The sequence below is a fragment of the Rhizobium sp. AG207R genome (genome assembly GCF_027109195.1).
In the GTDB taxonomy this organism is placed as follows: Bacteria; Pseudomonadota; Alphaproteobacteria; order Rhizobiales; family Rhizobiaceae; genus Rhizobium; species Rhizobium dioscoreae.
Genome location: NZ_JAEPVT010000004.1, coordinates 329,410 through 350,785 on the forward strand (window position 1 = coordinate 329,410; position 21,376 = coordinate 350,785).

Annotated in this window: 16 protein-coding genes; 13 read left to right on the forward strand and 3 right to left on the reverse strand. The window is 60.6% G+C overall.

Features of this window, described 5'->3' with window-relative positions; genetic code table 11:
• Positions 1-13: 13 nt before the first annotated feature.
• The 8 genes from JJQ51_RS11560 to JJQ51_RS11595 all read left to right on the forward strand — a co-directional run bounded on the left by JJQ51_RS11560 (position 14) and on the right by JJQ51_RS11595 (position 13,176).
• The gene (locus tag JJQ51_RS11560; protein WP_145633990.1) at positions 14-2,482 is read left to right on the forward strand and encodes a glycoside hydrolase family 2 protein; all 2,469 of its coding nucleotides are present in this window, start codon (positions 14-16) and stop codon (positions 2,480-2,482) included.
• A gap of 176 nt (positions 2,483-2,658) precedes the next feature.
• Positions 2,659-5,919, forward strand: a complete 3,261-nt coding sequence (locus tag JJQ51_RS11565; protein ID WP_145633987.1) for a GH36-type glycosyl hydrolase domain-containing protein — start codon at positions 2,659-2,661, stop codon at positions 5,917-5,919.
• Positions 5,920-6,072: 153 nt separating this feature from the next.
• The gene (locus JJQ51_RS11570; RefSeq protein ID WP_113350550.1) at positions 6,073-6,729 is read left to right on the forward strand and encodes a DUF2161 domain-containing phosphodiesterase; all 657 of its coding nucleotides are present in this window, start codon (positions 6,073-6,075) and stop codon (positions 6,727-6,729) included.
• A gap of 262 nt (positions 6,730-6,991) precedes the next feature.
• Positions 6,992-8,491, forward strand: a complete 1,500-nt coding sequence (locus JJQ51_RS11575; protein WP_113329704.1) for a DegQ family serine endoprotease — start codon at positions 6,992-6,994, stop codon at positions 8,489-8,491.
• 332 nt (positions 8,492-8,823) lie between these two features.
• A complete protein-coding gene (locus tag JJQ51_RS11580; RefSeq protein WP_113329703.1) occupies positions 8,824-9,453 on the forward strand; it encodes a DnaJ domain-containing protein in 630 nt (209 codons plus the stop codon).
• A gap of 226 nt (positions 9,454-9,679) precedes the next feature.
• Positions 9,680-11,173, forward strand: a complete 1,494-nt coding sequence (locus JJQ51_RS11585; protein ID WP_145633983.1) for a lipopolysaccharide biosynthesis protein — start codon at positions 9,680-9,682, stop codon at positions 11,171-11,173.
• Positions 11,174-11,250: 77 nt separating this feature from the next.
• Positions 11,251-12,066, forward strand: coding sequence for a galactosyl transferase (locus JJQ51_RS11590; RefSeq protein ID WP_113350552.1), 816 nt, complete (start codon positions 11,251-11,253; stop codon positions 12,064-12,066).
• Between the two features lie 39 nt (positions 12,067-12,105).
• On the forward strand, positions 12,106-13,176 hold the full coding sequence (locus tag JJQ51_RS11595) for an acyltransferase family protein (protein ID WP_145633981.1): 1,071 nt from the start codon (positions 12,106-12,108) through the stop codon (positions 13,174-13,176).
• A gap of 9 nt (positions 13,177-13,185) precedes the next feature.
• On the opposite strand, the gene JJQ51_RS11600 is transcribed toward JJQ51_RS11595, so the two are convergent.
• On the reverse strand, positions 13,186-14,514 hold the full coding sequence (locus JJQ51_RS11600) for an aminotransferase-like domain-containing protein (RefSeq protein WP_113350554.1): 1,329 nt from the start codon (positions 14,512-14,514) through the stop codon (positions 13,186-13,188).
• Between the two features lie 100 nt (positions 14,515-14,614).
• Here JJQ51_RS11600 and JJQ51_RS11605 point away from each other — a divergent pair, with 100 nt between their 5' ends.
• The 5 genes from JJQ51_RS11605 to JJQ51_RS11625 all read left to right on the forward strand — a co-directional run bounded on the left by JJQ51_RS11605 (position 14,615) and on the right by JJQ51_RS11625 (position 19,524).
• Positions 14,615-15,592: an ABC transporter substrate-binding protein gene (locus JJQ51_RS11605; RefSeq protein ID WP_269244739.1), complete on the forward strand. Its 978-nt coding sequence runs from the start codon at positions 14,615-14,617 to the stop codon at positions 15,590-15,592.
• Between the two features lie 44 nt (positions 15,593-15,636).
• Positions 15,637-16,527 (forward strand): ABC transporter substrate-binding protein, encoded by an 891-nt coding sequence (locus JJQ51_RS11610; RefSeq protein ID WP_269244740.1) that lies wholly within the window; start codon positions 15,637-15,639, stop codon positions 16,525-16,527.
• Complete coding sequence (locus tag JJQ51_RS11615; RefSeq protein WP_269244741.1) at positions 16,524-17,468, forward strand: amino acid ABC transporter permease; 945 nt, start codon at positions 16,524-16,526, stop codon at positions 17,466-17,468. The genes JJQ51_RS11610 and JJQ51_RS11615 overlap by 4 nt, the downstream gene beginning before the upstream one ends.
• The gene (locus JJQ51_RS11620; RefSeq protein WP_269244742.1) at positions 17,465-18,268 is read left to right on the forward strand and encodes an amino acid ABC transporter ATP-binding protein; all 804 of its coding nucleotides are present in this window, start codon (positions 17,465-17,467) and stop codon (positions 18,266-18,268) included. The genes JJQ51_RS11615 and JJQ51_RS11620 overlap by 4 nt, the downstream gene beginning before the upstream one ends.
• A 74-nt stretch (positions 18,269-18,342) precedes the next feature.
• A complete protein-coding gene (locus tag JJQ51_RS11625) occupies positions 18,343-19,524 on the forward strand; it encodes a M20 aminoacylase family protein (RefSeq protein ID WP_269244743.1) in 1,182 nt (393 codons plus the stop codon).
• A gap of 173 nt (positions 19,525-19,697) precedes the next feature.
• On the opposite strand, the gene JJQ51_RS11630 is transcribed toward JJQ51_RS11625, so the two are convergent.
• Positions 19,698-19,874, reverse strand: a complete 177-nt coding sequence (locus JJQ51_RS11630) for a hypothetical protein (protein ID WP_168192593.1) — start codon at positions 19,872-19,874, stop codon at positions 19,698-19,700.
• A 156-nt stretch (positions 19,875-20,030) separates the two neighbouring features.
• Entirely contained in the window at positions 20,031-21,041 is a 1,011-nt protein-coding gene (locus tag JJQ51_RS11635) for a hydrogen peroxide-inducible genes activator (RefSeq protein ID WP_269244744.1), read from the reverse strand.
• Positions 21,042-21,376 lie beyond the last annotated feature (335 nt).

Here is a 21,376-nt window from a genome sequence, read left to right on the forward strand (position 1 = left end):
ACGGATACATGACATGAAAAGACAGACGCTCGACACCGGCTGGACCATCTCGCGCCTTCGCGCGCCCTCCAGCGCACCGGCCCTGCCCAATTCGATTCCCGCGACCGTGCCGGGCAACGTTCATCTCGACCTGATGGCGGCGCAGCTGATCACCGATCCCTATCTCGACGTCAACGAAATCTCGCAGGACTGGATCGGCCGCGCCGCCTGGCGTTATCGTCTGGCCTTCGACTGGGACGGCGAGGACGCCGAGCGCATCGATCTTTCCTGCCTCGGCCTCGACACTGCCGCGCGCCTGGAACTGAACGGCAGTTTGCTTGGCGAAACCCGCAACATGCATCGCAGCTACCGCTTTGGCATCAGCGATCATCTGAAAAGCGGCCGCAACGAGCTGATCGTCGATTTCCAATCCGCCTATGAACATGGCGAGGAAGTCCGCAAGCAGCTGGGCAGCGCCGCCGATATTCCCCAGAACTATCCCGGCCCAAGCAATCTCATCCGCAAGATGGCCTGCAACTTCGGCTGGGACTGGGGCCCGACCGTCGTCACTTCGGGCATCTGGAAGCCGATCCTGATCGAGAGCTGGTCGAAGGCCCGTCTCGGCAGCATCCGCCCGGAAATCACCCTGCAAGGCAGCCAGGGCGTCGCGCGCCTGCATGTCGAAATCGAATGGGCCGACAAGGGCACGGATAGCGTGGCGCTCGTGCTCTCCGTCGGCGGCAAGCGCGCGGAAGTGCGCGTCGCGCAGGGGGAGACCCACGCGCTGATCGAATGCCGCATCGACAATCCGCAGGTCTGGTGGCCGCACGGCATGGGCGGTCAGCCGCTTTACGATCTCGACCTGCAGTTGCTCGGCTCGGATGGTGCGGCGCTTGACGGCTGGAAGCGGCGCGTCGGCTTCCGCTCCGTGCGGTTGGATACGACGCCCGACGAAGTCGGCTCCGCCTTCACCCTCGTCGTCAACGATGTGCCGGTCTTTGCCCGCGGCGCCAACTGGATTCCCGACGATTGCTTCCTGCCGCGCGTGACACGCGAACGCTATCGCGAGCGGATCGCCCAGGCCCGGGATGCCAATATGAATATGCTGCGCGTGTGGGGCGGCGGCATCTATGAGACCGATACGTTCTACGAGGAATGCGATGCCGCCGGCATCATGGTCTGGCAGGATTTCCTGTTTGCCTGCGCCACCTATCCCGAAGAAGAGCCGGTCTACAGCGAGATCGAGGCGGAAGCGCGCGAGGCGATCACAAGGCTCATGCCTTACGCTTCGCTGGTCATTTGGAACGGCAATAACGAGAATATCTGGGGCTATTTCGACTGGGGCTGGCAGGACGTGCTGGGCAATCGCCCCTGGGGCGCCGGCTACTACCTCGACCTCCTGCCGAAGCTGGTGGCCGAGATCGATCCGACCCGTCCTTATTGGCCAGGCAGCCCCTATTCCGGCTCGATGGAGATCGCGCCGAATGCCGATGAGCACGGCTGCAGGCATATCTGGGATGTGTGGAACGAGGTGGGCTACGAGACCTACCGCAATTATATCCCGCGCTTCTGCTCCGAATTCGGCTGGCAGGCGCCGCCGACCTTCGCAACACTTGCCCAATCCGTTCGCGAGAAGGATCGCGCCCCGGCCTCCCCCGCGGTCCTGCATCACCAGAAGGCAACCGGCGGCAATGACAAGCTTCTACAGGGGCTGGAAGGCTGGTTTCCCCACCCGCAAAATTTCGACGACTGGCTCTTCGTCACGCAGCTGAACCAGGCGCGCGCAATCAGCTACGGCATCGACCATATGCGCTCGCATCGGCCGACCTGCATGGGCACCATCGTCTGGCAGCTCAACGATTGCTGGCCGGTCACCTCCTGGGCGGCCGTCGATGGCGCTGGCAGGAAGAAGCCGCTGTGGTATGCCTTGAAGCATAGCTATGCGCCGCATCTCCTCACCATTCAGCCACGCGGCGATGGGCTGGCCGCCGTTGCCGTCAACGACGCGACCCTGTTCTGGCGCGTGCCCTTCACGGTCGAGCGTTTCGATTTCACCGGCAAGCTGCTCGCCCGTCACCACGTCTGGCGCATCCTCTGCGATCGCTTCGAAAATACCGATATCGACATCCCGTCCGAGGTCGCGACCCCGGGCGATCCGCGCCGCGAATATCTGCGCGCTCGCCTCGGCGATGCGGAAGCCTGGTGGTTCTTCGAGAAGGACATGCAGCTGCAATATCCGCAGCCCCGCTTCGATATCGAAAGCGTCCAGACGCCGGACGAGATTGCTATCACCATCACGGCGCAGTCCTTCCTGCGTGATGTCTGCCTGTTCGTCGATCGCATCAGTCCGAATGCCGAAGTCGACGACATGCTGGTCAATCTCGCGCCTGGCGAAAGCAGAACGTTCAAGGTCAAAGGCATTTCCAAGGAAGCCTTCGACGATGCCGATCTTTCGGCTGTTATACGCACGGCCAACCAGGTTGCGGAGCACCCGCACCACTGACACCGGGTGCTCTCCCACAGAAAAGATCCGGCGCATTGCGCCGGATCGGCGCCTGTATTTTCCGTAGGCCGTCACAAAAGATTGCGCTGGTGAATGGCGAATTGCCTCCTATGATCGGGCGCCGCCTTGTGATCTAGTGCCCCTCATCCGATCCATGAATCAGCGAGATCACGCTTATGTCCTCGGACACCAATCGCAGCTTTCAAACGCCCCGCCGCGAAGAACTTGGCCTTATCACGCTCGCCAATACCGCCGGTCTTTCGGCTTCGGCGCTGCCGAACGGCACACTGTTTTCGATCGACTTTGCCGACCAGCAGGGCGGCGTTATGATCAATCAGGTGCTCGGATCGCCTGTGTATGGCGGTATTGGCCGGCTCTATCTGCGCATCGGCGGGCGTAAGCCGGCGACGGCCGAAATCGTCGGCCCGAAAGCCACGGTAGAGTTCGGCCATGGCAAGAGCGGCTTTTCCTGGAGCGGCGAAACGGAAGGCGTACGACACACCGTCAGCCTCCGGCTGCATCCGAGCCAGACCGCATGGTTCTGGCAAATTTCGCTGGAAAACAGCACCAACGCGATGCTTTCGGCTGATCTCATCCTCGTTCAGGATGTCGGCCTCGGCGATCGCGGCTTCCTGATGAACAGCGAGGCCTATGCCTCACAATATATCGACCATCACATCGCCAGCCATGCCGCCTTCGGCCCTGTCATCATGAATCGACAAAACCTCAAGCAGGGCGGCGGGCGAAATCCGTGGCTTGCGCAGGGTTGCCTCGAAGGTGCGGCCGCTTACGCGACAGATGCAATCCAGCTGCTCGTGCCCCCCAAGAGCAATGATGGCGTCATGGTGCCGGATTTCGGCGCCAGCCTGCCGAGCACGCGCCGCCAGCATGAGGTCGCCTGCCCGACAATTCAGTCGAAGCCGCTTTCCCTAGCAGCAGGTGCATCAACCACAACGACCTTCTTCGGCCTCTTCATCGCCGATCATCCGGCTGCTTCCAGCGATGCCGACCTTACCCATCTCGATGGCCTGCCGAAACTTCAGGGCGAATTGGCGATCGATACGATTGCTACCGCTCAATCGGCACGCAGTCTCGTGCAGGATGCCCCTCTTGCTGAGAGCGGCAGCCTGGATCAGGCCGCCATCGACACGCTTTATCCGAAGCGGATGTTGGAGGAGCGGGCCGATGGAAAACTGCTCTCCTTCTTCGTGCCGGATGGAGTGCATAACAGGCACATCGTGCTCCAGGAAAAGGAACGCCTGGTGGCTCGCCGCCACGGCGCCATCGTTCGCAGCGGCCAGAATATGCTGCTCGATGACCAGACGCTGGCTGCCACCTGCTGGATGCAGGGCATCTTCGCCGCGCAGCTGACCATCGGCAACACCTCCTTCCACAAGCTGTTCTCGGTCTCGCGCGATCCCTACAATATGACGCGATCGAGCGGCCTGCGCATTCTCGTCGACCTTGGCGACGGCTGGCGCCTGCTCGGCGTGCCCGCCGCCTTCGAAATGGGGCTCAGCGATACCAGGTGGATCTACAAGCTCCCCGGTCGCACCATCATCGTTTCGGCAATCGCCTCTGGCGACGATCCGGCCATGCAATGGAGCGTTTCGGTGGAGGGCGAACCCTGCCGTTTCCTCGTCTTCGGCTATGTCGTGCTTGGCGAGCGAGACTATGAGGCCGTGGCGAACATCGCAATCGATACGGTAGGCAAGCGCATCTCCTTCCGGCCGCAGCCGTCCTGGCTCTGGGATCGCTACCCGAAGGCCGGCTATCACCTCGTCACGTCGACCCCGGATGCCTTCGAAACCGTTGGCGGCGATGAGCTGCTTTATACCGATGGCACCACCCGCAACGGCCCGTTCATCGCCCTGAAATCGCGCCCGACGAAGGCACTACGCTTTGCCGTCACGGGCTCGATGACCGATCCGGATGCGGCGGAAGCGCTTGCCGCGCGCTACAGCGCCGGTGTCGAGAGCGAAGAGATGCTCGCACCCGCGCAACGTTTCTGGAGCCATGTAACGCGAAGCGCGCGCATCGAGGGCGATGGCCGCGATGTGGCGGCACAGGCGGTCATGCTGCCCTGGATCGCGCATGATGCCATCGTGCATTTGAGCGTGCCGCACGGGCTCGAACAATATACGGGTGCTGCCTGGGGCACGCGGGACGTCTGCCAGGGGCCGATCGAGTTCCTGCTTTCCTACGAGCATGACGAAGAAGTCCGGCAGATCCTTTCAACGCTCTTTTCCGAGCAGTATCGCGATCGCGGCGACTGGCCGCAATGGTTCATGCTGGAGCCCTATGCCAACATCCGCGCCGGCGAGGCTCACGGCGATATCGTCGTCTGGCCGCTGAAGGCGCTCTGCGACTATATCGAGGCGACCGGCGACATCGCTTTCCTTGCAGAAACCGTGCCGTGGCGTGCCGACGACACCATGCAGCTGACGTCGGAACGCGCGACGATCTCCGATCACATCGAAAAACTGCTGAACACCGTACGCAGCCGCTTCGTGCCGGGCACGAGCCTCATCCGCTACGGCGAGGGCGACTGGAACGACAGCCTGCAGCCGGCCGACCCGCATCTGCGCGATTGGATGGTCAGCAGCTGGACCGTTTCACTTCTTTACGAGCAGCTGGTGCGCTACGCCAATATCCTGACGCTTGCCAGCCGCAATGAGGAAGCGCAGTCGCTTCAAGCGACTGCGGTCGCCATGCGCGCCGATTTCAACCGGCTCCTGATGCGTGACGGCATCGTTGCCGGTTATGGCGTCTTCGATCCGAGCCATGACGGCGTCGAATTGCTTCTGCATCCAGAGGATACGCGCACGGGCCTGCATTATTCGCTGATCGCGATGACGCAGCCGATGATCGGCGGCCTGTTCACGCCCGATCAGCGCCATGTCCATATGAAGATCATCCGCGAGAACCTGCTGTTCCCGGATGGCGTCCGATTGATGGAAAAGCCGGCGACCTATTCCGGCGGCCCAGAAAAGCTCTTCCGGCGTGCCGAATCCTCGTCGTTCTTCGGCCGCGAGATCGGACTCATGTATGTGCATGCGCATCTGCGATACTGCGAAGCCCTGGCGCTTGAAGACGATGCAGAGGCCGTATGGGCAGCACTGGCACTTGCCAACCCGATCGCAGTCAGCGGCCGGGTGGAACATGCGTCGCTGCGCCAGCGCAATACCTATTTCAGCAGCAGCGATGCGACCTTCGACGACCGCTATCAGGCTTCCGCGGAATGGGCGCGCGTCAAGGCAGGCGATATCGCCGTCGATGGCGGCTGGCGCATCTATTCGAGCGGCCCCGGCCTCTATACCAAGAGCCTCATCGGCAATATCTTCGGTTTCAAGCGGCAATTCGGGCAGCGCATCCGCAAGCCGTTGTTGCCGGCTTCGATCGGCGCCTGCGACGTCAAGCTGGATTTCAAGGCGTAAGCTACCCGTGAGAGGGGCCTCGCCATCGGCCCTTTTTTTTTCACACGCCTGCAATATTCGCCTTTGCAGCAAGACCCGCTTCGCACCTTTATCGACCGTCTGGTTAACCGAATCGGCTAACCTTGTCCGGACATGCAAAGCCCGGAGGCGGATTTGGAAACGGCGCTCTATCTCCCCATCAAGTCATTTCTCGAAGCCGCCGGCTATGCGGTGAAAGGCGAAATCGGCGGCTGCGACCTCGTTGGAGTGACTGATGGCGAGCCGCCGGTCGTGGTCATCTGCGAACTGAAGATGACCTTTAATCTCGAACTCATCCTGCAGGCGGTGGATCGCGCAGCTGCCAGCGATGAAGTTTGGATCGCCGCCCGCGTCTCGAAGAAGGGAAAGGGCCGGGAAGGCGATCGCCGGTTCCGCGACTTGTGCCGCCGGCTGGGCTTTGGCATGCTCGCCGTATCGGACAACGACGTCGTGGATATCGTCGTCAGCCCCATCGCGCCAATGCCGCGCAAGAACACACGGCGCAGATCGCGCCTTGTCGAGGAACATCGCCGGCGCAAGGGTGACCCGGCACTCGGCGGCAGCACCCGCAAGCCGATCATGACCGCCTACCGCCAACAGGCCCTTGCCTGCGCCGCCGCTATCGAAAACGGCGTGCAGCGCCCTAAGGATATGCGCGAAGCGGCACCGAAGGCCCCACAAATTCTAAGGGATAATGTCTATGGCTGGTTCGAGCGCATCGACCGCGGCATCTACGCGCTGACGGAGCTTGGAACAGAGGCCCTCAAGCGTTGGCCGGCAGCGCAGCTTTGAATATGGAAAATTTCCGGCCGCCCAACATTAAATTCATGTAATATCTTAAAATTTTGCAATAAAAACATGATCAATATTTAATTTGTAAAAGTTAATTTGCGGATCATATTAACACCAAGCGCCAATTCAAATCTATACTTTGCTTCCCGTAGTAAAAAATGGGAAACGAAGTCGCTCGCAAAATTGACGCGGACCAATCGCAGCCCATCCCCGATATGGACGGGCCGCCAAACCGCCAACGATCTCGCAAGGGACTTTTGCCATGCCTTCTCTTCTCCGCAAACATCGCACAGCCGCCATCGTCGGTGCCGCTATCATCGTCGGCGCCGGCGCATTGCCTTTTGCCTTCAGCACATCCGCAACCCTCGCCTCGGCGGCAGAGCCGGCCGGCATCATCGCGCCCGGCGGCTCCTTCGCTCCGATCGTCGACGCCGATAAACCGGCCGTCGTCACCGTCACCACCACCATGAAGGCGACCGACACCAGCGCCGAAAGCAATTCGCCGATGGACGAGCAGTTCCGGCAATTCTTCGAAAATCAGGGCATCCCGTTCCCGAAGCAGATGCCGCACCAGCAACAGAACCAGCGCGCCATGGCGCTCGGCTCCGGCTTTATCATCAGCCCGGACGGCGTCATCGTCACCAACAACCACGTCATTCAGAATGCGGTCGACATCAAGGTGACGCTCGATGACGGCACCGAGCTGCCTGCCAAGCTTTTGGGTGCCGATGCTAAATCCGATCTTGCCGTCCTGAAGATCAACGCGCCGAAGCCGCTCGCCACAATCGCCTGGGGTGATTCCGACAAGCTGAAGCTTGGCGACCAGATTCTGGCGATTGGCAACCCCTTCGGCATCGGCACGACCGTTACCGCCGGCATCGTCTCGGCCCGCGGTCGCGACCTGCACAGCGGCCCCTATGACGATTTCATCCAGATCGATGCGCCCATCAACCACGGCAACTCCGGCGGGCCGCTGGTTGACCGCGAAGGCAATGTGGTCGGTATCAACACCGCTATTTACTCGCCGAATGGCGGCAGCGTCGGCGTCGGCTTTGCCATTCCCTCCGACGAGGCCAAGGCGATCGTCGCCAAGCTCGAGAAGAACGGCTCGATCGATCACGGCTATCTAGGCGTCGCCATCCAGCCGGTGACCTCGGATATCGCCAATGCCATGGGCCTCTCGCAGACCCAGGGTGCGCTCGTTGCCAGCGTCAATGACGATACGCCAGCCGCACGCGCCGGCATCAAGAGCGGCGACATCGTTACCGCCGTCGGCAACGAGGCCGTCAAGACGCCGAAGGATCTGTCGCGGTTGGTCGCCGATCTTTCTCCCGGCGACAAGCGTTCGGTCACACTGTGGCGCGACGGCAAGAGCATGGACGTCAATGTCACCATCGGCGGCAATGACGACAGCAAGCAGGCTGCCAACGACGCTGGCGACGGCAAGGTGCAACCGTCCAACCAGCCAAGCATCGGTGTCGGCCTTGCCAACCTCACACCGGATGTGCGTGAGCAGCTGAATCTGCCGCATGGCGTCGAGGGCGCCGTCGTTGCCAGTGTCAATCCGGACAAGCCCGCCGCTGCGGCCGGCATCCAGACCGGCGACATTATCGTCTCGGTCAACGACCAGCCGGTGCATAACGCCCATGAGGTGCAGACGGCCGTCGCCAAGGCCGGCAAGGATGGTCGCAAGTCCGTGCTGCTTCTGATCGAGCGCGACGGCAACAAGACCTTCGTCGCCGTGCCGTTCTCGGCGGCGTAAGCATCTGAGGCAGTGAATGATCGGCCCGCTTCCGTCGACGAAGCGGGCCGATTGCCGTTATGTCACCAAAAGACGCCGACGTTCCACAAGGCTGACCATTGTCAACTCTGCCGGCTCAAGCAGTCGCGCTCGACCGAACGATTTGAGATGCTGAATTTCCACAGAAGAGGCTGCTCGCCTTTGACATAGGACTCTTTTTGTCCAAACTCTGCCTTTGTGATGGTACAAATAGCGCCGGAGCCGATTGAAACGGCCAGGCGGGACATTTAAACCGCGCGGGCGATATCAGCGGCCAGGCCTTAAAACAGGAACAAGCGGCGGCAGGAGTTGGAGTGACTGATCCATACGATATTCTCGGCGTTGCGCGCGATGCGGGCGAAGAGCAGATCAAGGCGGCTTATCGCAAGCGCGCGAAGGCAGCCCATCCGGATTCCGGCGGCGATACCGACGCTTTCGCGCAGCTGCAGAAGGCCTACGAGCTTCTTCTCGACCCCGTTCGCCGCAAGGTGTTCGACGATACCGGCTATGACGTCGAACTGACCGATGCCGTCGACTTGCAGGCGCTGGTCGCCATCGAAAAGCTGATTACCGAGATAGTGCTGGACGAGCGGGAACCCGGCACATTCGATCCGGTCGCCAAGATGCGAGCGAGCCTTCTGGAAGAAATTCGCAAGGCGAATTTCAGCAAGAGCGAGCTCGAGCGACACTCCAATCGCATCGGCCTTCATCTCGACCGGCTCGGCAAGCGCCCCGGCAAGGACGTGGTCGGACACATGCTGCGCGCCCGCATCAAGGCGATCGCCACCGCCATCAGCGAAACGGAAGCCAAGATCGGCGCCAACGAACGCGCCTGCGACATGCTCGAAGGCTATCTTTACGAGATGAACGAGCCTCTGGATGAAGCCGATGCTGCTCCCGAAATCGAATGGGACGAGCCAAGAGTCCGCTCGGCCGCGCAGTGAAGGCGGCGCTTTTCGCCGCTCTGAACAGATAAAATTCGCGTTTGCCTTGATCGCGAGATCACTTTCAGCAACGCAATGTTGCAATGCAACAATTCTCCCTAGACAAATCGAGGGGCTGGCCTAGATCAAGCATCCAACACGCCGTCCTGCTCTATCAAACGATGGCGAAGCGGCAATGGCGGGCGCCGGATCTCCGGCATCCGCTGCAGATCTAAAACGGCGAGGTATGCGATTGCTAGCGTCCGAAGCGGATGAAGTCGTCTTTGAACACTTAAGCGAAAACCGGTCACGGGCCGCATTGAGGGGCGCTTTCTGGTCGGCGCTGGATACGCTTATCCCGACGGCACTCAACAGCCTTGTCTTCGTCGTCACCTCCCGTTTCCTTCTGCCGCAGGATTTCGGCCTGGTAGCGCTCGCCTTCGCCATCGTCAGTTTCGCCTCCGGCTTCGGCCCGACGGCCTTCGGCGAGGCGCTGATCCAGCAGAAATCCATTCGGCGCAGCCATCTCGATACGGTCTTCTGGCTATCCTTCGTCTCTGCAGCCATCCTCTATGCCGCGCTGTTTCTGCTTTCGCCGTTTCTCGCCCATTGGCTAGGACATGACGATATCGTCAAACTGCTGCTGATCATCGGCCTGAAAATCTTCTTCGACATGATGATCATCGTGCCCAATGCCCTGATCGGCCGCACGATGTCCTTCCATCTTGCTGCGGCCCGCACCGCGATCGCCACCTCTGTTTCGGCGATCATCTGTCTTTCGCTGGTTTTCGCCGGTTTCGGCCTGTGGGCGCTTGCGATTGCCCAAATCGCAGCACCGGCCGCCGCTTGCATCGCCGCTTTCTGGGGTGCGAAATGGCTGCCTGGCTTCAGGGTAAAGCTCTCGAGCTTGCGCGAACTGCTGCATTACGGCATCTTCGCCTCGGGCAACCGCTTCCTCCAGACCATGAATCTCGACCAGCTGATCATCGGCACGCTGGTAAGCCCGGCTGCTCTCGGTATCTATAATTTCGCCCGGCGGCTCTACGAGATGCTCAACAATGTCGTGGCGGGCGGGCTGAATTCGGTCAGCCACGTGCTGCTCTCCTCACTGCAGCATGATAAGGACAAAGTGCGTGAAGCCTTCCTCATGGCGACCTTCGGGTGCTCGCTAGTGTCCTTTCCGGCCTTCATGGGGCTTGCAGCGGTCGCCGACGATGCCATTCCGCTGATCTTCGGGCCGCACTGGGCTGCCGCCGTTTGGCCGGTTCGCTTCTTCTGCGTCATCGGCCTGATGGCCGGCATCGGCATCATCCAGGCTTCCTTGATTACCAGCCAGGGCAGATCCGACTGGTGGTTCTACTATCAGCTGGTGCGCAACATCGTCTCAATCCTCACCGTGCTCGTTCTTCACCAATATGGGGTGACAACCGTCGTCTTCGGACTCATGCTCGGAGTGGTGATGCTCTGGCCGGTGACGCTGTGGATGGTGTCGCGATTGATCGGCCTCAGCATTCTGGAATATTTCGGCCAGTTCCTAAGACCTATCGCTGCTTATCTCGGCATGCTTGTCGCCGTCTTGGCAATCTCGTCGGCGCTGATCGACCGGCCCCTTGCGGAACGCCTCGTCTGCGAAGTCCTGGTCGGTGGCCTCGCCTATTCGGCCCTCATCCTTCTCTTATGCAAGGAAAGGGTCCTCTTCCTCGTGCGGACGACGCTGCAAGGCCGTCGCGCGAAGGCATAGTAGCCGCCATCGCGAATAAGGACGGAAACAACGCTCATTCGATCCCGCGATAGAATACCAAGTCGGAAAGGCGCCTCATGACACTGGTCACGTTCATCATTCCCGTTCGCCATCAGGCCAATTCCAATGATTGGCCGGCGCTCAAACGACGCCTGTCGCAAACGATCGCATCGATCGCCGGGCAGTCCAACAAAAACTGGCGCGGCGTAGTCGTCGCCAATGAAGGCGCAGATCTGCCGGATCTGCCGCCGAATTTTACGGCGGAACGCGTGACCTTCCCGCCGAACCAGCTCCACGACATCGATGGTGCCGATCGCGAAAAGGTCTACGATGCGTTCCGGCTGGACAAGGGCCGCCGCGTCTTGAGCGGCATGCTGTCCGCGCGCGATACCCGCTTCTTCATGATCGTCGACGACGATGATTTTGTCAGCGCCAATATCGTCGATTTCGCCGCTAGAAATCCCGATGCCAACGGCTGGAAGATCGACCGCGGCTATCTCTGGAACGAAGGCGGCCGGCTGCTTATGCATCACAACGACTTCGCCAATTTTTGCGGGACATCGCTGATCATCCGCTCCGATCTCTACCGTTTGCCGGCGACCTTCGAGGATGCCGAGATCGACTATATCAAATCCATGCTCGGCAGCCATGTGCGCATCGGCAAGCTGCTTGCAGACGCCGGCGCGCCGCTCGGCTCGCTGCCTTTCCGCGGCGCGATCTATCGGGTCGGCCATGCGGGTGCCCACAGCAAGTCCTCCAATCTCATCAGGACCCATTTCCTGAACCGGTCGGTGCTGACAAGTCCCCGTCAGTTCCTGGGCAATCTTTCGCGGGTGCGCCCGCTCGATCGAAATTTGAGAAGCGAATTTTTCGGCGCGCGTGCCGCTGGATAGCGTAAGCGCAATCCCTTCCGCTCAACGAGGTTTCGATCAATGCCGGCTGATGCGACGAGACATAGATATGCCGCCCTGGATGCGATGCGCGGCCTGGCGGCATTCGCCGTTGTCGTCTATCACCTCGACAGGCCCTATGCGCCTTCGGCCTATATCGCCGTCGATTTCTTCTTCGTGCTCAGCGGCTTCGTCATCGCCAGGGCCTATGGTGAAAAGCTTGATGGCGGCATGACGGTGCTGGCCTTCATGAAGGCACGATACGCGCGTCTCTATCCGCTCTTCCTGATCGGCAGCGTCTACGGCCTCGTGCAATTGCTGCTACATTGGCAGGCGGCAGGCGTCGGGCGGGCCGATCTTGCCGCAAGCATCCTCACCACCGTCTTGATGCTGCCTTCTCCAAGCTTTCTGACGCGGTCGGCCGGAGACATCTTGGCGCTCTACCCGCTGAATGGTCCCGCCTGGTCGCTGTTCTGGGAGCTGTTGGCCAATCTGGTATTCGCACTGGTGCTGTTCAGGCTGAAAACGCGGAGCCTCATCCTCATTGCCGCCGCATCTCTGGCGATGCTGATCGTCTCGGTTTTTTTCCACAAATCGCTCGATCTCGGCTGGGAATGGCACTCTGTGGATGGCGGCCTTGCCCGCGTCTTCTTCTCCTTCACCCTCGGAATGATCATCTATCGGCTTCGAGGTAAAACCGTGCTGGGGCGCACGGTGAACAGCTATGCCGCACTATTGCCTATCGCGGCGATCTTAGCCTTGCTGTTTCTCCCCACCTATTCGCTGAAATATGCGCTTGTCTTCTGCATTCTGATCTCGCCGCTCATCGTCCTTGCCGGCACCATGCTCGAACTGCCGGAGAGGCTGCAGCGGCTCGGAATCTTTCTCGGCTATCTCTCCTACCCGATCTACATGTGCCATCGCGGCTTTACCGAGATCTACGGGCATCTGATGCGTAATATCCACTTGCCGCAGCCCGTCTACATCGCGATCTATCTCGTCGCAATTTCCATCATTTCGCTCATCTCGGCCAGGCTTGCGACTATCCTCGTCAAGTACGCTTCCTCTTGGAGGGAGACGCCTAAAAGCCTGGGCGCAACTTCAAGCCATTAGCTCCACCCTTCACGTGTGAACGGCCGCCAGTGCGATGGCATCCGCAACATATTCGCGCCGCTCCAAGAGTTTGGCCGTCGCGACCCGCAAATGGCTGCTGGGCAGGATCGAGAACTTGGCGCCGGGATGCACTGCAATGCCCCGGGCGGCAAGCGTCACCATTGCGAAGGGCTCCGACGAGACAGGCACCCAGGCACATAGTCCTTCTCCATGCCACGCATCGACGCCGCGCTCGCGAAGCGCATCGATGAGGCCTGCGCGGCGTTCCCGATAGGTCCTGCGGGCATGATCGAGGCATGATGCCGTTGCCGGATCGCGCAGCAACCAGGCAGCCGCCGCCTGCAGAATGCGGCTGGTCCAGCCGGAGCTGAAGCTGCGATAGGATTGGATCTGGTCGATGATCGCGCGCGAGCTCGACAATACGGCGAGGCGCAGATCCGGCCCATGCGTTTTCGAAAATGACAGGATATGGATGACCCGATCGGGAAAGAGATGCCCCATGGAATGGCGAGGCGAGATCGAGATGTCGGCGACACCATCGTCTTCGACGATCAACGTATCCTTGTCGCGAAGGATCTCCGCGATCCCTGCCATGCGTGCAGGGCTCACGCTCTGGCCCGTGACGGAATGGATGCGCGGCTGAAAGATGAAGGCGACCGGGCGATATTTCAGCGCCTCCTCCAGCGAGGCCGGCAGCGGACCCTCTTCATCACATTTCACCGGAATGATGCGGGCGCCCCGATCCTCAAGAATATCGAGAAGCCGCATTCCCGTCGGATCCTCGATCGCAACGGCGGCACCCGGCATGACCAAGGCATTGATCAGGGTATAGACGGCATTATAGCCGCCATTGGTCGCCAGGAACGCTTCCGGCTCATAGGGCCATGTCTTCCTGACCTCGCGCTCAAGCTCCGGCAGGATGCGGCTGCGCTCGTAGCTGTTGAGATTTTCGGCCGAGGCGCCATAGGCCATCGCGGCCTCCAGCTTCGGCAGTAGCTGCACATCGGGAACGGCTGCCGTCAGATTGAGGGCATCGGAACCGTAGTCGCCGACGCTTGCCAGCCGTGCCGGCTTGGCGACGAAGCGGTCGCCGCTCACCCATGTGCCATTCCTGCCGCGCCCGCTGATGATCTTCTGGCGTCTGAGCTCGCTCCAGGCTTCCGATAGGGTAGCCGGGCTCACACCAAGGGCAAAGGCCAGGTCGCGGAGCGGCGGCAGCTTGGTGCCAACAGGTAGGGCACCGGCTCGGATGAGCGCGCTCGTCTCGAGCGCGATGCCGCGAATGGTCCGATCGCTCAATTTCGAGGCAAACCATTTCGCATCCCACTCTTCGCTCATTTTCGCACCATTTTTAATGTTCAATAACGTAATAACATTTGATCGACCTATATTGAACATTTACTCGTTGAGAAAACAAGTTTTCCTGCGAGTGAATTTCATGCCCCTTGCTCTCCGCCTTGCCCTTCGTGACTGGGATTACATGACCCCTCTGGTCCTGGGCGATGTCTCTTCCCCAAAACTCGACATTAGAGTGGACCGGGTCGGCACGCTGATCCCGCATGTCGGCAAGAGCGACGCCTATGACGCGGCGGAAACGTCCTTCAGCCGCTACACGCAGATGCGCATCGACGGTGACGAAAGTGTCGTCGGCATTCCGAATTTCATCATGCGCGGCTTCCGCCATCGCTGCGTCATCACCACCAAGGAAAGCCCGATCACAAGCTTTGCCGAGCTCGCCGGCAAGCGCATCGGCGTAACCGGCTGGCGCGACTCCGGCAATACCTGGACTCGGGCAGCACTACGGCGCGAAGGTGTCGGCGTCGAAGATGCCATGTGGTATGCCGGCCGCCTCACTGAAGCCCATCCGATCACCGATCGCCTCGACGGCTTCGGCCGCCCCGGCCGCATTGAGGCAGCACCTGGCGAAAGGCCGATGATGGAGCTGCTGAAGGAAGGCCAACTCGACGCGATCTTCACGCCATTCATGCCGGACGGCTATTTCGCCGGCAATTCCGGCTTCCGCCAGCTCCTGCCTGATTTCCGCGCCGCGGAACATCGCTATTTTGCCGATGTGGGCTATGTACCGGGTATGCACTTGATCGGTTTCAAGGCGGAATTTGTCGCCGAGCATCCCTGGGTCATGGGCGAACTGAGCGCACTCATCGATGAATCGCAGCGCATGTGGCTCAGCAAGCGGCGCAAATATGCCGACACCACGCCCTTCATGCTCGACGAACTGTTGAAATCGGCAGCCGAGCTGCCCGAAGGGTGGGATGCGAGCGGCTATGCCGCCAACCGCAAGATGATCGCAGATTTCGCCGGGGAGCTGCATGTGCAGGGCATCCTGCCGCGGCTGATGACGCCGGAAGAACTCTTCCCGTTCGACGTTGATGGCAGCCGGACGAGCGCTGCCTGACGACCACCTGAAATCAGAGACACAAAGCAAAAAGGGGAATGAACATGTCGCTGAAGAAAATGACCTACGTCGCCCTGGCAAGCCTGATGATGTCAGGTGCTGCCTTCGCCGAGGATGCGAGCCTGCCGAAACTTTCGGTCAACAAGGACCTGCAGACCAAACTGCCGGAGGCGATCCGCACATCCGGCAAGATGATTTCCGTCAATAACGGCTCTTTCCCTCCCTATGAAATCGTCACCGGCACCAAGCTGACGGGCGCCAGCGCCGATCTGACCGATGCGATCGGCGAGGTGCTTGGCGTCAAGATCGAGCACGAAAGCGTCAGCGGCCTGCCCGCCATCCTCGCCGGCATCAATTCCGGCCGCTATCAATTCGCCTTCGGCCCGATCGGCGACTTCAAGAGCCGCGAAGAGGCCAATGATTTCGTCGATTGGGTACAGGAATTCGTCGTCTTTGCCGTCCAGAAGGGCAACCCGAAAGCCATTGCCTCGCTCGACAGCGCCTGCGGCCAGCGCATCGCCGTCATGGCCGGCGGCTCGGCCGAAAAGGTCATCCAGGTGCAGGCCGAGAAGTGCAAGACCGTCGGCAAGGGCGCGATCGAGGTCCAGTCCTTCACCGATCAGCCGAGCTCGATCCTCGCCGTCCGCTCCAAGCGCTCCGATGCCTTCTTCTCCTCGCAGGCCCCGCTCACCTATTTCGTCTCGCAGGCGAATGGCCAGCTGGAACTGACGGGCGTCGGCCAGAAGAACGGTTTCGAGGATCTCTATCAGGGCGCCGTCGTGCCGAAGGGCTCGCCTCTCGGCCCAATTCTGAAGGATGCCGTCAAACTTCTCATGGACAACGGCACCTATGCCGCCATCATGAGGAAATGGGGCCTTGAGAACAACATGATCAAGGAACCCGGTATCAATCTTGGCGGGACATTGCCGAAATGAGTACGAATTCCAGAAACAACGCATCGCCCTCTGGCGATGCGTCGGAACGGGATGTGGCGAACGCCCACACACCGTTCCCGAAGGGTCGTGTGGCTGCCTGGATCGTTACCCTTGCGATCGCGGCCTATTGGGCCTGGTCGGTCGCCCACAATGAAAACTTCGGCTGGCATGTCGTCGCCCAGTACTTCTTCGATCCCGTCGTCGTCAGCGGCCTCTACGTCTCGCTTGGCCTGACCGTCGTCGCCATGGCGCTCGGCATCGCCTTTGGCCTGCTTTTGGCGATTGCCCGCATGTCGAAGGATAGGCTGGCAAGCACGCTCGCCTCGCTGTTCATCTGGTTCTTCCGCGGCACGCCGCTGCTCGTGCAGCTGATCTTCTGGTACAATCTTTCGACGCTCTTCCCGACATTGTCGATCGGCATCCCCTTCGGCCCGACCTTCGTCAGCTGGGACACGAATTCGGTCATCAGCCCAATGACGGCGGCGATCGCCGGCCTGGCGCTGAACGAGGCTGCCTACATGGCGGAGATCATCCGCGGCGGCCTGCTTTCGGTCGACAGAGGCCAGTTCGAGACCGCCGAGGCCTTCGGCATGACGAGAAGCCGGGCCCTGCGCCGCATCATCATCCCGCAGGCCATGCGCTCCATCGTGCCGCCAACGGGCAACCAGCTCATCAGCATGATCAAGGCGACCTCGCTCGTCAGCGTCATCGCCATGGCCGATCTGCTCTATTCCGTACAGTCGATCTACAACCGCACCTTCGAAGTCGTCCCGATGCTGCTCGTCGCCGTCATCTGGTATCTGCTGATCACCTCCGTGCTCAACATCGGCCAGAGCTACATCGAGCGCTACTACAGCCGGTCGGACCGCCGCACTGGCGGGACGAGAGCGGTAACGGAAAGCGCACCAGCGCTCGTGCCGGCACAGGAGGCGGGCCAATGAACGCTCCGATGAACACACCAATCAGCACCGTTGCCGATTTGCCGCCGCTGGTACAGGCGCGCAACGTCCACAAGTCCTTCGAACATCTCGAAGTCCTGAAAGGCATCGACCTCGATGTGGCGCCAGGCGAAGTCGTCGTCATCCTCGGTCCCTCCGGCTCCGGCAAGTCGACCTTCCTGCGCTGCATCAACCATCTGGAATCGATCAATCGCGGCTCGATCGAAGTGGATGGCGAGCAGATCGGCTACCGGCTGAACAAGGGCCGGCTGGTCAAGCTCTCCAACCATGCGATTGCGCTGCAGCGGCGCAAGATCGGGATGGTGTTCCAGCAGTTCAATCTCTATCCGCACATGACGGCGCTACAGAATGTCATCGAGGCGCCGATCGGCATCCATGGCGAAAGCCGCCGCCAAGCGACCGAGAATGCGCTGGCGTTGCTTGATCGCGTCGGGCTTTCGGCCAAAGCCAACAATTACCCTCGGCAACTCTCCGGCGGCCAGCAGCAGCGCGTTGCAATCGCCCGAGCGCTGGCGATCAAGCCGAAGCTGATGCTCTTCGACGAACCGACGTCCGCGCTCGATCCAGAGCTGGTCGGCGAAGTGCTTGCCACCATGCGCGACCTTGCCAAACAGGGCCTCACGATGATCGTCGTCACCCACGAGATCGGCTTTGCCCGCGAGGCAGCCGACCGCGTGGTCTTCATGGACGGCGGCAAGATCGTCGAACAGGGCAAGCCCGAGGATGTGATCGGCAATCCGCAGCATCCCCGCACCAGAAGCTTCCTGTCGCGCTTTATCTAGCGCGGCGGCACCATCACCAAGGGCCTGCGCGCATTGTGCGCGAATGGCGGCTCAAGCGAACCATTGGAATAGCCATGACCCTCGACAACGATTTCGCCCGCCTCTCGGATTTCGAGCCGATGAAGGCCGAACTGACCGGTATCCGCCAGCATCTGCACGCCCATCCCGAGCTGTCTTTCGAGGAGGCGGAAACGGCGCGTTTCGTCGCCGAAAAGCTGGAAGCCTGGGGCTATGAAGTCACGCGCAATGTCGGCGGCCACGGCGTCGTCGCGCGCATGACGGTCGGTGCCGGCAAGAAGAGCATTGCAATCCGCGCCGACATGGACGCGCTGCCGATTGCCGAGCAGACCGGCAAACACTATGCCAGCAAGGTGCCGGGCAAGATGCATGCCTGCGGCCATGACGGCCACACGACGATGCTCCTGGGGGCTGCCGAATATCTCGCCCGCACCCGCCGCTTCAACGGCACGGTGAACCTGATTTTCCAGCCGGCCGAAGAGGCGGGAGCGGTGAGCGGCGCTCCGGCGATGATCAAGGATGGGCTTTTCGAACGCTTCCCCTTCGACGTCATTTACGGGCTGCACAATCATCCGGGTGCTGCGGAAGGTACGTGGCTGTTACGCTCCGGCCCGCTGATGGCCGCCGCCGATACGGTCGAAATTACAATCACAGGCAAGGGCGGCCATGCCTCACGCCCGCATCTGACCATCGACCCGGTGGTTGTCGCCTGCAACCTCGTCGTCAGTCTGCAGACGATCGTCGCCCGCAGCGTCGATCCGACGCAGACGGCGGTCGTGACGGTCGGCGCTATCCACGCCGGCGAGGCTTCGAACGTCATTCCGGAGAGCGCGAAGATGCTACTCACGGTCCGCTCCTTCGATCCGAAGGTGCGGGAGCTGCTTGAAGCCCGTATCCGCAAGCTGACGGCTTCTATCGCGGATGGCTATGGCGCGAGCGCCGAGATTGACTACGCCCACGGTCATCCGGTCGTCGTCAACTCCGAGAAGGAAACGGAATTCGCGCGGATGGTGGCTGAGGAGCTTGTCGGCGCCGAAAAGGTCACCACCTGCGGCCTTATCCCCGGCAGCGAGGATTTCTCCCACTACCTGGAACACAAGCCCGGCAGCTTCCTGCGCCTCGGCAATGGCTTGAATTCGGCAATTCTCCACAGCGCCAAGTATGATTTCGCCGATGCAAGCCTCACCGTCGGTGCCGCTATGTGGGCACGTCTAACCGAGCGCTATCTCGACGCCTGAACCTGTTCTTATCTCGATCGCTGATGAAGCCGGCGCCGCCACGATAAATAACAGCCCTGGCAATAAGCCGGGGCTGGCCCGTTTTCTGGATGTCATGGAAAAAGGCGGAATGCGATGCTCTCAATAGCGCCGCAAGACCTAGGAACACGGTGCAATTCCTGCCTTTATAAATACTACTTATCGAGGGATCCGAGACTATCGCCCGTTGCAGGCGCTGTATTTGCAGGCGTTTCAGTCCCCAGCCCGGTTTCCAGCTGCACATTCTGAGTCTGCATTACCCGCCACTCATTTTCGAGGCGATCAATCACATACGTAGGAATTTCATTTCTTACGCTTTCAAGCTCTTGCATCACGACCTCCATTGCCATGCGTTATTGGCATGACATGGAGGAGTTTCTTTGTAAATCAAGGTATTAAACTATTTAAACGATTAAAATATTTTCAATCGTTTGAAATATCGTCTTCTGTGGAAAAGTTTCCAACAGCGTTAATGCGCAACGCAGAGCCTACCGGCGTGAAGCCGGGTCATCGACGGCACCAAAGCCGGGGTGGCGAGCAGCCGGCGGTTGCAATCGGCCTTCGAGCTCCAGGTCTTGCGCGCGCCAGATCGAATCATGCTGCTCGCGCATGACATCGGCCGCCTCGCGGACAACTTCGGAAATCTGCAGAAGCTGCTTGGCGAGAGGGCTTGTCCTGCGCCAGATCATGCCGATGGTGCGCGAAGGCTGCGGGCTTTGGAAGCGCACCGTCGATACCGAAGCCGAGCGGGTTTCGACGGCTACCGCCATCTCAGGTATCAGAGTGACGCCGATGCCGGCGCTGACCATCTGCACCAGCGTCGACAGCGAACTGCCGTCCATCAGTTCCCGCGGCAAGGCTGAATGGATGTTGCAGAAGGAAAGAGCCTGATCGCGGAAGCAGTGCCCTTCCTCAAGGAGCAGCAGCCGCATTTCGCGAAGCGCCTCGCGGTTGGGAACCGGCTTGCCCTCGTCCTCGCTTGGCCGCACCAGCACGAAATTTTCCGCAAACAGCGGCACTTCCGTTAGCGATGTTTCGGAGATCGGCAGGGCGACGATCGCCGTATCCAGCCTCCCCTCCTCCAGCTCCTCGACCAGCTTCGAGGTCAGGGTCTCGCGCACATGGATATCCAGCCCCTCATAGATGCGGGTGAGGTTGCCGATGATGCTCGGCAGCAGATAGGGTGCGACCGTGGGGATGATGCCGATCCTCAGCCGCCCCACCGGCTGATTATGCGATGCGCGGGCAAGATCTCCCAGCTCATCGACGGAGCGCAGGATGTCGCGGACGCGGATCGCGAAGGCCTCGCCGAAATTGGTCAGCCGGACCTGGCGCGCGCCTCTTTCGAAGAGATCCGTGCCGAGTTGCTCCTCCAGCTCCTTGATCTGCATCGACAGGGCGGGCTGGGAGATCGCGCATAGATCGGCGGCACGTCCGAAGTGGCCGAGCCGAGCCAGCGCTTCGAAATAGCGAAGCTGTTTGAGCGTGAAGTTTGCCATAAGTTCATCTTATCGCGCCAATCAGGAAATCCAACTTAAATTAATGGAAAGGCTTGGCTATAGTGCCGCGGCAGAGATGAGATGCGGCCGCCTGTCATGCAAAGCTCATATTGAGAGCATTGACTGCGTTCAGTTCATCGATGCACGGACCGGTCGGAAGGCAGGGGACCCAAGCTTTGCCTGCTTCCACGTCTCCGTTTCACGCGAGGCCAGAACAACGAGAGATTCATGCGTCTGACATGTCGCTGCCATACCCGTTTTAGAACCGGGCCATTCCCCGGCGGACTGGCAAAGCTCCTTCTCCGGTCGTCACAAATCAAATCATCGTAAGGGAG

Coding starts and splice junctions, on each gene's coding strand:
- JJQ51_RS11560 (WP_145633990.1), top strand. CDS start 14: ATGAAAAGACAGACGCTCGACACCGGCTGGACCATCTCGCGCCTTCGC.
- JJQ51_RS11565 (WP_145633987.1), top strand. CDS start 2,659: ATGTCCTCGGACACCAATCGCAGCTTTCAAACGCCCCGCCGCGAAGAA.
- JJQ51_RS11575 (WP_113329704.1), top strand. CDS start 6,992: ATGCCTTCTCTTCTCCGCAAACATCGCACAGCCGCCATCGTCGGTGCC.
- JJQ51_RS11585 (WP_145633983.1), top strand. CDS start 9,680: ATGCGATTGCTAGCGTCCGAAGCGGATGAAGTCGTCTTTGAACACTTA.
- JJQ51_RS11590 (WP_113350552.1), top strand. CDS start 11,251: ATGACACTGGTCACGTTCATCATTCCCGTTCGCCATCAGGCCAATTCC.
- JJQ51_RS11595 (WP_145633981.1), top strand. CDS start 12,106: ATGCCGGCTGATGCGACGAGACATAGATATGCCGCCCTGGATGCGATG.
- JJQ51_RS11600 (WP_113350554.1), bottom strand. CDS start 14,514: ATGAGCGAAGAGTGGGATGCGAAATGGTTTGCCTCGAAATTGAGCGAT.
- JJQ51_RS11605 (WP_269244739.1), top strand. CDS start 14,615: ATGCCCCTTGCTCTCCGCCTTGCCCTTCGTGACTGGGATTACATGACC.
- JJQ51_RS11610 (WP_269244740.1), top strand. CDS start 15,637: ATGTCGCTGAAGAAAATGACCTACGTCGCCCTGGCAAGCCTGATGATG.
- JJQ51_RS11615 (WP_269244741.1), top strand. CDS start 16,524: ATGAGTACGAATTCCAGAAACAACGCATCGCCCTCTGGCGATGCGTCG.
- JJQ51_RS11620 (WP_269244742.1), top strand. CDS start 17,465: ATGAACGCTCCGATGAACACACCAATCAGCACCGTTGCCGATTTGCCG.
- JJQ51_RS11625 (WP_269244743.1), top strand. CDS start 18,343: ATGACCCTCGACAACGATTTCGCCCGCCTCTCGGATTTCGAGCCGATG.
- JJQ51_RS11630 (WP_168192593.1), bottom strand. CDS start 19,874: ATGCAAGAGCTTGAAAGCGTAAGAAATGAAATTCCTACGTATGTGATT.
- JJQ51_RS11635 (WP_269244744.1), bottom strand. CDS start 21,041: ATGGCAAACTTCACGCTCAAACAGCTTCGCTATTTCGAAGCGCTGGCT.